The sequence below is a fragment of the Luteibacter sp. genome (assembly GCF_035539195.1).
GTDB lineage: Bacteria > Pseudomonadota > Gammaproteobacteria > Xanthomonadales > Rhodanobacteraceae > Luteibacter.
The window spans coordinates 24,433-35,715 of record NZ_DATLIW010000005.1 but is presented as its reverse complement, the minus strand read 5'-3'; the positions used below and the strand labels follow the sequence as shown (position 1 = coordinate 35,715).

Sequence of the window (11,283 nt, the reverse complement as noted above, 5' to 3'; positions counted from 1 at the left end):
TGCTGCGCGTGCTTTCCATTACCGGGAGAGTCCCTTGGCCTCGAGTTCCGCGAGGTACGCCGGCCATGCCGTCTCGTAGGCACGGCCGAGGTTGTACAGCGTGTCCCAGCCGAAGATGCCACTGGCGTGGCCGTCGTCGAAGCGGATCAGTACGCCGTAGTGGCCGGTGGGTTCGAGCGCGGTGATGCCCACGTTGCGTTTGCCGGCCACCAGTACCTTCTGTCCAGGGCCGTGGCCCTGCACTTCGGCGCTGGGTGAGTTCACCCGGAGGTATTCGCAGGGAAGCCGGAATCGTTCGTCGTTGTCGAAAGCGACCTCGAGGATGCGCGAGGCGGCGTGCAGGACGATATCGAGAGGGCGCGGGTGAGACATGGGCCGGTGGCCTTGGCGGTGCGACAGGAAAATGTAGGGGTCGGATGTGGGCGCCGATGTACCGGCGCTTCCCGCGAAGATGGGCGCCCGGATTTACCGCGAGCACCCATCGCCGCTGAAGCGGCTCCAACACGAAACCGATTAGTGTGCGCTGCCGAAACCGCCGCCGGTGTCGCCCTGTTCGAGTGGCGGCGGGTCGCCGGCCACGGCGAGCAGGGACGTGGCGTAGGCGTCTTCCATGCTGATGGTGGAGATCTCGTCCCAGGAGAAGAACGACGGCTCGCGCAGCCATTCCGCATCGGGGGTGATTTCCTGCATGTTGAAGCCTTCGTCTTCCACGCTGACGAGGCGGCCGATGTAGCAGACCTCGGCCTCGTCCTCGCTGTCGACATGCACGCCGATGACCGGCGCATGCGCAGCGGCGGCTTTCACCACTTGCTGGATGTCGTCCAGGGGGAAGTCCGCCGGCGGTGTCGGGCGGATGCCCTTCAGTGCGAGCGCCTTCTCGAGGAAGCTGCTGTGCTTGTCCGGCGCTTCGAACTCGGAGATGTCGCGATGCCGCATGATGTACATGCCGTCATAGCTCACGCCGTCGCCGATGACCCACAGCAGGAAAAATTCGCGACCGACTCCGCCCACGTAGCCGCAAAAGCTGCCGTGCTCGAGTTCGTCGCGCCACAGACGTACCAGCTGCTGGCTATCCTGCGCTTCACGCAGGCTCGCACGCTGGCCGTTGGTTTTGAGTTGAATAACCTTGCCCATATACGTCAATAGTTTACCAGAGGGGGGACCCCTCATTGTTCAGAGGATGTAACGGCTCAGATCCTCGTCCTTGACGAGCGAAGACAGGTTTTTATCGACATATTCGGCGTCGATCTCATACTTTTCGCCGGACTTGTCGGCTGCTTCGAAGGAAATGCGTTCCAGGAGGCGTTCCATCACCGTGTGCAGGCGGCGGGCGCCGATGTTCTCGGTGCGCTCGTTGACCTGAAAAGCCACCTCGGCCAGCCGGTCGATTCCCGACTCGGTGAACGCCAGCTCCACGCCTTCGGTATTGAGCAGTGCAACATATTGCTTGGTCAGGGCGTTGTGCGGCTCGCGCAGGATGCGCTTGAAGTCGTCGACGGAGAGGGCCGACAGCTCCACGCGGATCGGCAGGCGACCCTGGAGTTCGGGAATCAGGTCCGAGGGCTTGGCCAGCGAGAACGCGCCGGAAGCGATGAACAGGATGTGGTCCGTCTTGATCGCACCGTACTTGGTCGACACCGTCGAGCCTTCCACCAGGGGCAGCAGGTCGCGCTGCACGCCTTCACGGCTGACGCCGGCACCGCCCCACTCCGAACGCTGCGCCACTTTGTCGATCTCGTCGATGAAGACGATGCCGTTCTGCTCGGCGATGTCGACCGCACGGGTGCGCAGGTCGTCGTCGTTGAGCAGCTTGCCGGCTTCCTCCTCGATGAGGAGGGGGCGCGCCTGACGGATCGTCATCTTGCGCTTCTGCGACTTCGAACCGCCCAGGTTCTGGAACATCTTGCCCAGCTGCTGGCTCATTTCCTCCATGCCCGGCGGGGTCATGATCTCCACGCCGACATTGGTGGCGAAATCCAGTTCGATCTCGCGGTCGTCCAGCGCGCCTTCACGCAGCTGCTTGCGCAGCTTCTGCCGCGTATCGCTGTCGATGGCCGGCGTCTGGGAACCGGTGTCGTCCCAGCCGGTCGCCTGCCGGCGCGGCAGCAGCGCATCCAGCAGTCGATCCTCGGCGGCATCTTCGGCCTGGCTGCGTACGCGGCTCTTGGCGTGGTCGCGCACCAGCTTGTACGAGACATCGGCGAGGTCGCGGATGATCGACTCCACGTCCTTGCCCACGTAGCCGACTTCGGTGAACTTGGTCGCCTCGACCTTCACGAAGGGCGCATTGGCCAGCGTGGCCAGGCGACGGGCGATCTCGGTCTTGCCGACGCCGGTCGGGCCGATCATCAGGATGTTCTTCGGCGTGACTTCCTCACGCATGCCCGGTTCCAGCTGCATGCGGCGCCAGCGGTTGCGCAGTGCGATGGCCACGGCGCGCTTGGCGTCCTGCTGACCGATGATGTAACGATCGAGTTCGTTGACGATCTCGCGGGGAGTGAGTTCGGACATCGGCTCAGAGCTCCTCGATGGAGGTGTTGTGATTGGTATAAATGCAGATATCTGCGGCGATCTTCAGCGATTTCTCGACGATCGTCCGCGCACTGAGCTCGGTGTTCTCCATCAGTGCGAGCGCGGCCGACTGGGCGTAGGGCCCACCGGAGCCGATCGCGATCAGGCCATGGTCGGGCTCGAGCACGTCGCCATTGCCGGAGATCAGCAGCGAGGCTTCCTTGTCGGCCACGGCCAGCATGGCTTCCAGACGGCCCAGGCGGCGGTCGGTACGCCATTCCTTGGCCATCTCCACCGCGGCACGGGTGAGGTTGCCGCCGTGCTTGACCAGCTTTTCCTCAAATAGCTCGAACAAGGTGAAGGCATCGGCCGTGGCGCCGGCGAACCCGGCCAGGACGTCGCCCTTGCCCAGGCGGCGCACCTTGCGGGCGTTGGCCTTCATGACGGTGTTACCAAGGGTGACCTGGCCGTCGCTGCCGATGACGACCTTGTCGTCCCGGCGGACGCAGACGATGGTCGTAGCGTGCATCGGTTCCATAGCGGGTTCCTTTGGGGAGTCGGCTAGAGGTGGGGGCCGGGGGGAGATGTCGCAAGCCTTGGGGGCAAGTGGCCCCTGTAGGAGCCGATTCATCGGCGAGCTCTTTCTTCGGTGGAAACTGAGGCAAGCAACCTGGGAGGTCGCGGCTGCGCCGCGGGTTTATTTGCCATTCGCCGATGAATCGGCTCCCACCGAGCCGGCCCTGTAGTGGGACTGGGGCTAGCACCCTGGGGGTGTCGCGGCTGCGCCGCGGGGTTATTCATTACTCGCCGATGAATCGGCTCCCACCGAGCCGGCCCTGTAGGTGGGGCTGGGGCTAGCACCCTGGGGTGTCGCGGCTGCGCCGCGGGGTTATTCATTATTCGCCGATGAATCGGCTGCTACGGTTTTCTCTTCGCGCGGGGATGCGCCGCGTCGTACACCTTGGCCAGGTGCTGGAAGTCGAGGTGGGTGTAGATCTGGGTGGTGGCGATGTCGGCGTGGCCGAGCAGCTCCTGCACGGAGCGCAGGTCGCCGGAGGACTCCAGCATGTGGCTGGCGAAGGTGTGCCGAAGCATGTGCGGGTGGACCCGCTTGGCCTGCCCGCTCGAAAGCTTGGCCAGCCGCATCTGCACCGCGCGCGGGCTGATCGGCGCCCCTCCGCGACCCTTGAACACCGGCTGTTCGGGCCCGGCGCCGCCCAGGCCAGCGAGCCCCTTCAAGGCTGCGATGGCGAAACGTCCCACCGGCAGGATCCGCGTCTTGTTGCCCTTGCCCAGCACGCGCACCTGCCCATCCTCGAGATCGAGGTCGCCCCAGCGCAGTTCGGTGAGCTCGGAGAGGCGCAGGCCGCTCGAATAGAACAACTCCATCATCGCGGAGTCCCGCGGCGCCAGCGTGCCGCCGAGCGTGGTCTCGACCAGTTCCTTGGCCTCGTCGGCGTCGAGCACTTGCGGCAGCTTGCGGCGCACCTTCGGCCCGCGAACGGCGGCAGCAGGGTCGTGGGCCAGCTGGCCTTCGCGCGTGAGGTAACGGAAAAGCGTGCGACAAGCGGAGAGGAGACGCTGAATGCTGTTGGGTTGCAAACCCGCCCGGTGTTCGCGGGCGATCATGCCGCGCAGGCGGTCGGGGGTGAGCGCGTCGAAGCTCGTCATGCCCTCGGCTTCCATGAAGCGCAGCAGTTTCTCGAGATCGCGCCGGTAGGCCGCGAGGGTGTGGACCGATGGCGCGCGCTCGGCCGAGAAATGCCGCAGGAAGGCCTCGACGGCCTCGCGCGGAGTCACGCCGCCTTCCGCGCCCGTTCGATCGCCGAGCCGACGGTGGTCGAAATCATGTCCAGGAACAGCGTGCCCATGCCGGGATGAAAGCGGTCGGCATCGGCACTGCCGATCGCCAGCAGGGCATCCGGGCCGACGCGCATCAGCGCGGCCGAGCGGACGTCCGGGGCCTCGTTGCCGAACAGGCGGTGCAGCTTGTCCGGCGCCAGCCGGCCGGCGACGGGATCGGCATGTTCCAGGAACGAGGCGAACTCCGGCAGCCCCGAACTGCCGCGCGGCTCGCGGAGCAGCCACGGCTCGTCGGGCAGACCGGACAGGTCGCCGAAGAAGACCAGCCGGATCCGCTCGGACTGGAAATCCTCGGTCAGCCGGCGGACCACGCTGCGTACGGTTTCCTCGATGTCCTTCGCGCTGAGCAGCGCGAGCATCAGGCCGTGGACGCGGCGCATGAGCTTTTCGTTGTCGCCGGCGATCGCCGCCAGCTCCTTCAGCCGCGTCTCGAGCTCGGCGTTCCTATCGCGCAGGCCGCGCAGCTGATGGACGGCGAGCGATGCCGCCGGGCCGTTGCTGCTGGGCAGCGTGAGCGCGTTGGCGAGTTCCGGATAGTCGGCGAGGAAATCCGGGTGTCGTCGCAGATAGGACGCCACGGTGGCTGGCTTGATGTCGCCGTCGATCGCGGTGTCGGTCATGGGGTGTGTTCCTCTTTGATAGCCAGTGTGCCCCGTTCGTGTGCGAACGTCACACTTCGCCTTCGAAAACGAAGGCGGCCGGACCGGTCATCCACAGCGTGTGGCCGGGACCGTGCCATTCGATGGTCAGGGTGCCGCCGGGCAGTTCGATGTTCACCACCGGCCCCGCCATGCCCAGCGACTGGGCCACCGCGGCGGCGGCGCAGGCGCCCGTGCCACAGGCGCGCGTCCAGCCACTGCCGCGCTCGTGCACGCGCAGCCGGATGCGATCGGGCCCGAGGCGCTGGGCAAATCCGACATTCACGCCCCGCGGGAAGGCCGGGTGGCTCGTCAGCGCAGGGCCAAGCACGTCGATGCGCGGATCGGCGAGGTCGTCGTCGAAGACGACCGCGTGGGGATTGCCCATCGAGACGGCGCCGAACGTGATTCGCTCGCCGGCGACGTCCCGGGTGTACGTGGCGGCCTGGGCGGGGGCCTCGAAGGGCAGCGAAGCGGGATCGAAGTCCGGTTCGCCCATGTCGACCACCACGGTGTGCTCGTCGAGCACGCGGACGGTCACCGGGCCGGAGGGGCTCTCCAGGCGAACGTCGGTGTTCCGCTCGATCACGCCGTCGCGGTACAGCCAGGCGGCGACACAGCGGACACCGTTGCCGCACTGGCCCGACGGCGAGCCATCCGCGTTCCAGATGCCGTAATAGAACTCGCAGGACGGATCCCGCGCGGGCTCGATACTGATCAACTGGTCGAAGCCGACCCCGGTATGGCGATCGGCCAGGCCGGCGATGCGGGCCGCGTTGGGAATGCGCCCGGCGTCTTCGCGCCAGTCCACGATGACGAAGTCGTTGCCGATCCCATGCATCTTGGTGAAGCGGTTGGGCATCGTGGTTACTGGTGGATGACGGAATTGAACGGGGTGATGGTGGTGCTCGCCCGGGCCGGACCGCCTGCCGTCGAGGCGGCGGCAGGATGCGCGCCCTGCGGGGCGGCGTTCGCACCGGCAACCGCGGGCGGTGGCATGAACAGGTTGCCCTTTTGACCGCAACCGTAGAGCGTGGCGGCGATAGCGGCGATGGCGAACGGCAGGATCAGTCGGCGCATGGGCGGTTCCCCGTAAACGGCGGCCAGTATAGCCCCGCGACGCTCAGAGCGGCTTTTCGAAGCGCAGGGCGTCCGCGCCGTCGGCGTAGTAGCGGGTGTACTCGCCGATGGCGTGGTAACCGAGTCGTTCGTACAGGCGGATGGCCACGGCGTTGTCTTTGCGCACTTCCAGCCGCAATGCGCGGCAGCCGCGCGCACGCGCCGTGTCCTCGGAAGCTTCGACCAGCGCCGATCCCACACCCTTGCCCTGGGCCTGCGGGGTGGTCGCGATGGAGTACAGACGGGCCACGGTGCTGCCCTTGCGGAAGAACACCACGGCGGTGCCAAGGAAGCGACGATGGTTCGCACTGGCCACCAACACCAGCGCACTCTCGCTGTCGAGGTGCTTGCGGTACTGGGCACGGCTGAGACGGTCCTGCGCGAAGCTCGATTCCTCGAGGGCGACCAGATCGTCGAGATCGCTGACCTCGGCGCGACGAACGCGAACCGCGGCGGTAACCGGGGGTGGATGCATGCGCTTTGGGAACTCCGGCGCGAGTGGATGACGGCTGCGGAGCCGGACGGTGAAGAATCGGCAAGCGCGGCACTGTAGACCTCGTGCCCGGGCCGATCAATGACTTTTTCATGAATTCGTTTAGACAGGCTTCAGTGCTGGCGCTTGTGCGTCGCGCCACGGGAGGACCACACTGCGCCACCGACGAAACGAACGACCCCGGGTGGGGTCGCAACGCAGGTATTCGTCGTCTGTCGAGGTCTCATGAGCCGGCTCGTCATCGTCGTGGAAAAAGCCTCGGACTGGGGCTCCTACTACCCATCCGCCGATGTCGTCAGCGCCATGGACTACCTCCGTGAGCCGGTCGGGGGCGACGACGAGCGCACGCACGTCATCAATCTCTGCCGTAGCTACAAGTACCTGGGCACCGGCTATTACGTGTCGCTGCTGGCCGAAGCACGCGGCCACAAGGTGATCCCGTCGGTCCGCACGGTGAACGACCTGCGTCGTCGCTCGCTCTACGGCCTGGATATCGACGACCTCAACCTGAAGCTGTCCAAGTTCCTCCCGGCCGGCGGCCGCGACACGACCGACTTCGGCGTGCTCGTCTATTTCGGCGAGACGGCCTATGAGGATCTGCAGGATCTTGCGAGGCAGATCTTCGAAATGTTCCCCTGCCCCCTGATGCGTATCGAGTTCGAGCGCGACCGCGTGTGGCAGGTGTCGTCGATCAAGCCCGTGGGTCTGCATACGCTGGACGATGCCCAGGAAGACGCGTTCGCCCAGGCGCTGGACAAGTTCTCCAAGAAGCTCTGGCGAAAGCCGAAGGCGCGCCGCCGGTTCCGCTACGACATCGCCATGCTGGTCGACCCGAACGAGAGCATGCCGCCGTCGAACAAGAAGGCGCTGAAGCACTTCATCGAGGCCGGCAAGCATCTCGGCATCGAGGTCGACCCGATCGGCAAGAACGATTACCAGCGGCTCGCCGAGTACGACGGCCTGTTCATTCGGGAAACCACGGCCAGCGACAACCACACCTATCGCTTCGCGCACCGCGCGGAGAAGGAAGGCATGGTGGTGATGGACGACCCGACCTCGATCCTGCGCTGCACGAACAAGATCTTCCTGAACGACCTGATGGTCGCGCGAAAGCTCGCCACGCCGGCCACGGAGATCATCTACCGCGACGACGCGCGACGCGTGCGCGACCTGCCCGACCGTCTCGGCTTGCCGATCGTATTGAAGATTCCGGACGGTTCGTTCTCGCGTGGCGTGGTCAAGGTGGAAACACGCGAGGCCCTGGAGAAGGCGGCGGCCGAGCTGTTTTCGCACAGCGCCCTGCTGATCGCGCAGGAGTATCTCTACACCGAGTTCGACTGGCGCATCGGCGTGCTCAACCATGAGCCGCTGTATGCCTGCCAGTACTACATGTCGCGCGGGCACTGGCAGATCTACAACCACGGCGCCAAAGGTACGGCGAAATCGGGTGGGTTCCGCACGGTGCCGGTTCGCGAAGCACCCAGCGAAGTGGTCAAGCTGGCGCTCAAGGCGACGCAGACCATCGGTGACGGCCTGTACGGCGTCGACCTCAAGCAGGTCGGCGACAGGCCCGTGGTGATCGAAGTCAACGACAACCCGTCGATCGATGCCGGGGTCGAGGACGCATACCTGGGCGAAGACCTCTATCTGCGCATCATGCAGGAGTTCCTCCGCCGCCTGGAGCTGAAGCGTCTGGGCATCACCAGCTGACGTTGGGTCGGCGGCGGAACAAGGATGCCAGCAACGACAGCGGCAGCCCCGGCTTCATCGCCACCAGGACGCTGGCCGGTGCGAGCATCAGCCAGAACGCCGGTGTCCAGCCCAGCGCTTCGTCGTGCGCCGAGAGCGGCGTCAGCAGAAGCAGCAAGGTGCCGACCGCCAGCCAGACCATGGCGATCAGGGCGCGAACGCGGCGGGGCGAGAGCGGGTCGTTCATGGCGAAACTCCGGGAGCGCGGTGTCGGTGGAGCTCAGGCTAGGCACCTGCCGTCTCAGGGATCGCGACCCGTTGACCTCGCCGTGACGCCGGGACGCCCACGCTGGCGCCATGACCCGATTCCCGCTCGCTCTCTTGCTCGCAGCCGGCATGGCCACCGCCGGTTGTGCCGCCGACGCCCCGTTGAAGACGGTCGGCCACGTGGACCTGCCCCGCTACATGGGCACCTGGTACGTCATGGGAAACATTCCCAACTTCGCCGAGCGCGGCAAGGTGGCTACGGCGGACGAGTACTCACTGCGGCCCGACGGCCAGATCGATAACGTCTACCACTACCGCAAGGGCTTCGATCAGCCCGCGAAGACCTGGCATGGCAAGGCCTGGCTGCCGGATCCCAAGGACACCAGCCGCTGGAAAGTGCAGCTGCTCTGGCCCTTCCGTTCCGACTATATGATCCTGGCCCTGTCCGACGACTACCGCGTCAGCATGGTCGGCCTGCCCTCGCGAAAGCTGCTCTGGATCATGTCGAAGGACCGGACGATGGACGACGCCGTCTATCGACGCCTGCTCGACGTCGCCCGCCAGCAGGGTTTCCCGGTCGAGCAGATGCGCCGGGTACCGCAGTCCCCGGACGATGTGGGAAAACCCGGATACCCCTAGGCGGCGTTAGAATCGTCCTACCGGGCAGGTTCCGTCCGGCGCCGATCCAGGAGTGTCCATGAGCGCTGAAGCGCACCGTTTTGCCGTGTTCGGTCATCCGATCGCGCATTCGCTGTCCCCGCAGATTCACCAGGCTTTCGCCGATCAACTCGGCATCCGCCTGAACTACGAGACCATCGACGCCGCGCCGGACCAGTTCGAGCCGGCCGTCCGCCGCTTTTTCGCCGAAGGCGGCCTTGGCGCCAACGTGACCATGCCGCACAAACTCGCCGCCCTGAACGTGGCGAAGGAACGTTCAGAGGCGGCTGTGCGCGCCGGTGCCGCGAACACCCTCACCCCGCTGATCGACGGCACACTCCAGGCGCACAACACCGATGGCAGTGGCTTCGTGCGCGACATCACCGAGCGTCATTCGCTCGATTTGCGTGGGCACGACGCCCTCCTCCTCGGCGCCGGCGGCGCGGCACGTGCCGTCGCCTGGGCGTTGATGGACGCCGGCGTGCAGACGCTGACCATCGTCAATCGCAGCCCGGAGCGTGCCGACCAACTCGCCGACGCGATCGGTGAACCGGCGCGCTGCCACACCCGTTACTGGGATGACCTGACGGGCAAGTGCTTCGACCTCGTCGTGAACGCCACGTCGATCGGAGTCATCGGTGGCACGTTCGACCTGCCGATGTCGATCCTGCAGGACCACAGCACATGCTACGACCTCTGCTACGGCGCCGCGGCCGCTGACTTCAAGGGCTGGGCCACAGCCGCCGGCACGCGTTACTTCCGCGACGGCCTCGGCATGTTGGTGGAACAGGCCGCGGATGCGTTCGAGCGTTGGCACGGCACGCGACCGGATACCGATCCGGTCTACGACATGCTGCGCCAGAGGTTCTGAGGCCGGTCCGGTCATGGCCATGTCGCTATCCTGCCGCCTGGGCTGCGGTGCCTGCTGCATCGCGCCCTCCATCAGTTCGCCCATACCGGGCATGCCTCTGGGCAAACCGGCGGGCGTACGTTGCGTGCAGCTCACCGACGACAATCGCTGCGCGATCTTCGGTCGGCCGGAACGGCCGAAGGTCTGTGGCGGGCTGCGGCCCGACGCGGAGATGTGCGGACCGGATCGGGATTACGCTATGGACTGGATCGCCGGGCTCGAACGGGCGACGGCCGCCCACTGAGAGGTTCTGTCTCATGGCGAAGCTCATCTTTGAACTGAACCAGTCCCTGGACGGCTACGTAGACCACCTCGCCATCACCCCGACCCCGGGGCTGTTCCGTCACTTCGTGGATCGGACGCGTGAACTGACAGGCATGGTGTACGGCCGTCGCATGTACGAGGTGATGCGTTATTGGGACGATGACCTGCCGGACTGGGGCCCGGATGAACACGCCTACGCGGCAGCGTGGCGAAGCCGGCCGAAATGGGTCGTATCGCGTTCGTCATCATCGGTCGGACCGAACGCAACGCTGGTCGACGACCAGGTCGAGGCTGTCATCCGAGACCTGAAGGCGCGGCTCCCCGGTGAGATCGAGGTGGCCGGGCCCGAACTGGCCGCCAGCCTGGCCGACCTGGTCGACGAATACCGGATGTACATCCACCCTACCGTGATCGGTGGTGGCAAGCCATTCTTCGCCGCCGCCAGGCCACCGCTTCGTCTGGTGGGCCATGACCTGGTGTGCGAGAACGTCGTCAGGCTTACCTACGTTCCAGCGTGACCGCGTAGCTCAGGGCAACGTGGCCACAGGTTGCGCCGGGCACGTATACGTCGCCTGGTACTCGTAAACGGTCTTCTGCGCGTCCTGCGCGTCGGCGGGCACCTGTCTCGCCAGGACCAGACGAATGGTGTCCACGGTGGGTTCGCTACAGCGCTTGCGGGCTGCCGCGATGCACGGCTGGTCGGTAATCGCATCGGTCTGGCAGGACACGGCGATCGGCGCGACCGGTGCTGCTGCGACGTTCACCGGCGCGGTGGGTGAGCTGGCACAGGCGGCCAGCGCCAGCAGGGCGACGGTGGGCCAGACGAGACGGACAGCGACATTCATCGGAAGCTACTGCTCATGACACAGCCT

16 protein-coding genes are annotated in these 11,283 nt (G+C 65.9%); 5 read left to right on the top strand and 11 right to left on the bottom strand.

Features of this window, described 5'->3' with window-relative positions; all coding sequences use genetic code 11:
* Positions 1-18: 18 nt before the first annotated feature.
* From VM621_RS01050 to VM621_RS01010, 9 genes are all read right to left on the bottom strand, one after another.
* Positions 19-372, bottom strand: coding sequence for a DUF971 domain-containing protein (locus VM621_RS01050; RefSeq protein WP_325467139.1), 354 nt, complete (start codon positions 370-372; stop codon positions 19-21).
* A gap of 141 nt (positions 373-513) precedes the next feature.
* A complete protein-coding gene (locus VM621_RS01045) occupies positions 514-1,134 on the bottom strand; it encodes a hypothetical protein (protein ID WP_325467138.1) in 621 nt (206 codons plus the stop codon).
* A gap of 39 nt (positions 1,135-1,173) precedes the next feature.
* Positions 1,174-2,511: an ATP-dependent protease ATPase subunit HslU gene (gene hslU, locus VM621_RS01040; RefSeq protein WP_325467137.1), complete on the bottom strand. Its 1,338-nt coding sequence runs from the start codon at positions 2,509-2,511 to the stop codon at positions 1,174-1,176.
* 4 nt (positions 2,512-2,515) lie between these two features.
* Positions 2,516-3,049, bottom strand: a complete 534-nt coding sequence (gene hslV, locus VM621_RS01035) for an ATP-dependent protease subunit HslV (protein WP_325467136.1) — start codon at positions 3,047-3,049, stop codon at positions 2,516-2,518.
* Positions 3,050-3,429: 380 nt separating this feature from the next.
* A complete protein-coding gene (locus tag VM621_RS01030; protein ID WP_325467135.1) occupies positions 3,430-4,311 on the bottom strand; it encodes a tyrosine recombinase XerC in 882 nt (293 codons plus the stop codon).
* Positions 4,308-4,994 carry a DUF484 family protein gene (locus VM621_RS01025; RefSeq protein ID WP_325467134.1) on the bottom strand — a complete coding sequence of 229 codons (687 nt, stop codon included), beginning with the start codon at positions 4,992-4,994 and terminating at the stop codon, positions 4,308-4,310. The genes VM621_RS01030 and VM621_RS01025 overlap by 4 nt, the downstream gene beginning before the upstream one ends.
* 49 nt (positions 4,995-5,043) lie before the next feature.
* Positions 5,044-5,874: a diaminopimelate epimerase gene (gene dapF, locus VM621_RS01020; RefSeq protein ID WP_325467133.1), complete on the bottom strand. Its 831-nt coding sequence runs from the start codon at positions 5,872-5,874 to the stop codon at positions 5,044-5,046.
* A gap of 5 nt (positions 5,875-5,879) precedes the next feature.
* The gene (lptM, locus tag VM621_RS01015; RefSeq protein WP_325467132.1) at positions 5,880-6,092 is read right to left on the bottom strand and encodes an LPS translocon maturation chaperone LptM; all 213 of its coding nucleotides are present in this window, start codon (positions 6,090-6,092) and stop codon (positions 5,880-5,882) included.
* Between the two features lie 43 nt (positions 6,093-6,135).
* Positions 6,136-6,606, bottom strand: a complete 471-nt coding sequence (locus tag VM621_RS01010; RefSeq protein ID WP_325467131.1) for a GNAT family N-acetyltransferase — start codon at positions 6,604-6,606, stop codon at positions 6,136-6,138.
* Between the two features lie 243 nt (positions 6,607-6,849).
* Between VM621_RS01010 and VM621_RS01005 the strand changes: the two genes are divergently transcribed.
* On the top strand, positions 6,850-8,334 hold the full coding sequence (locus VM621_RS01005) for a RimK family protein (protein WP_325467130.1): 1,485 nt from the start codon (positions 6,850-6,852) through the stop codon (positions 8,332-8,334).
* Here the strand turns inward: VM621_RS01005 and VM621_RS01000 are convergent.
* Positions 8,324-8,560: a hypothetical protein gene (locus tag VM621_RS01000; protein ID WP_325467129.1), complete on the bottom strand. Its 237-nt coding sequence runs from the start codon at positions 8,558-8,560 to the stop codon at positions 8,324-8,326. The genes VM621_RS01005 and VM621_RS01000 overlap by 11 nt on opposite strands.
* 110 nt (positions 8,561-8,670) lie before the next feature.
* Between VM621_RS01000 and VM621_RS00995 the strand changes: the two genes are divergently transcribed.
* From VM621_RS00995 to VM621_RS00980, 4 genes are read left to right on the top strand one after another with little or no spacing between them, the layout of a single operon-like run.
* Complete coding sequence (locus VM621_RS00995) at positions 8,671-9,219, top strand: lipocalin family protein (RefSeq protein ID WP_325467128.1); 549 nt, start codon at positions 8,671-8,673, stop codon at positions 9,217-9,219.
* 58 nt (positions 9,220-9,277) lie between these two features.
* Complete coding sequence (gene aroE, locus VM621_RS00990) at positions 9,278-10,108, top strand: shikimate dehydrogenase (RefSeq protein WP_325467127.1); 831 nt, start codon at positions 9,278-9,280, stop codon at positions 10,106-10,108.
* 13 nt (positions 10,109-10,121) lie between these two features.
* Positions 10,122-10,391: a YkgJ family cysteine cluster protein gene (locus VM621_RS00985; protein ID WP_325467126.1), complete on the top strand. Its 270-nt coding sequence runs from the start codon at positions 10,122-10,124 to the stop codon at positions 10,389-10,391.
* Between the two features lie 13 nt (positions 10,392-10,404).
* Positions 10,405-10,929, top strand: coding sequence for a dihydrofolate reductase family protein (locus VM621_RS00980; protein ID WP_325467125.1), 525 nt, complete (start codon positions 10,405-10,407; stop codon positions 10,927-10,929).
* 9 nt (positions 10,930-10,938) lie between these two features.
* Here VM621_RS00980 and VM621_RS00975 read toward each other — a convergent pair whose 3' ends face one another.
* Positions 10,939-11,256 (bottom strand): hypothetical protein, encoded by a 318-nt coding sequence (locus VM621_RS00975; RefSeq protein ID WP_325467124.1) that lies wholly within the window; start codon positions 11,254-11,256, stop codon positions 10,939-10,941.
* Positions 11,257-11,283 lie beyond the last annotated feature (27 nt).

Excerpts from the sequence above, each read along its gene's own strand:
- VM621_RS01050 (WP_325467139.1), bottom strand. The coding sequence starts at position 372 with ATGTCTCACCCGCGCCCTCTCGATATCGTCCTGCACGCCGCCTCGCGC.
- VM621_RS01045 (WP_325467138.1), bottom strand. The coding sequence starts at position 1,134 with ATGGGCAAGGTTATTCAACTCAAAACCAACGGCCAGCGTGCGAGCCTG.
- hslU (WP_325467137.1), bottom strand. The coding sequence starts at position 2,511 with ATGTCCGAACTCACTCCCCGCGAGATCGTCAACGAACTCGATCGTTAC.
- hslV (WP_325467136.1), bottom strand. The coding sequence starts at position 3,049 with ATGGAACCGATGCACGCTACGACCATCGTCTGCGTCCGCCGGGACGAC.
- VM621_RS01025 (WP_325467134.1), bottom strand. The coding sequence starts at position 4,994 with ATGACCGACACCGCGATCGACGGCGACATCAAGCCAGCCACCGTGGCG.
- dapF (WP_325467133.1), bottom strand. The coding sequence starts at position 5,874 with ATGCCCAACCGCTTCACCAAGATGCATGGGATCGGCAACGACTTCGTC.
- lptM (WP_325467132.1), bottom strand. The coding sequence starts at position 6,092 with ATGCGCCGACTGATCCTGCCGTTCGCCATCGCCGCTATCGCCGCCACG.
- VM621_RS01010 (WP_325467131.1), bottom strand. The coding sequence starts at position 6,606 with ATGCATCCACCCCCGGTTACCGCCGCGGTTCGCGTTCGTCGCGCCGAG.
- VM621_RS01005 (WP_325467130.1), top strand. The coding sequence starts at position 6,850 with ATGAGCCGGCTCGTCATCGTCGTGGAAAAAGCCTCGGACTGGGGCTCC.
- VM621_RS01000 (WP_325467129.1), bottom strand. The coding sequence starts at position 8,560 with ATGAACGACCCGCTCTCGCCCCGCCGCGTTCGCGCCCTGATCGCCATG.
- VM621_RS00995 (WP_325467128.1), top strand. The coding sequence starts at position 8,671 with ATGACCCGATTCCCGCTCGCTCTCTTGCTCGCAGCCGGCATGGCCACC.
- aroE (WP_325467127.1), top strand. The coding sequence starts at position 9,278 with ATGAGCGCTGAAGCGCACCGTTTTGCCGTGTTCGGTCATCCGATCGCG.
- VM621_RS00985 (WP_325467126.1), top strand. The coding sequence starts at position 10,122 with ATGGCCATGTCGCTATCCTGCCGCCTGGGCTGCGGTGCCTGCTGCATC.
- VM621_RS00980 (WP_325467125.1), top strand. The coding sequence starts at position 10,405 with ATGGCGAAGCTCATCTTTGAACTGAACCAGTCCCTGGACGGCTACGTA.
- VM621_RS00975 (WP_325467124.1), bottom strand. The coding sequence starts at position 11,256 with ATGAATGTCGCTGTCCGTCTCGTCTGGCCCACCGTCGCCCTGCTGGCG.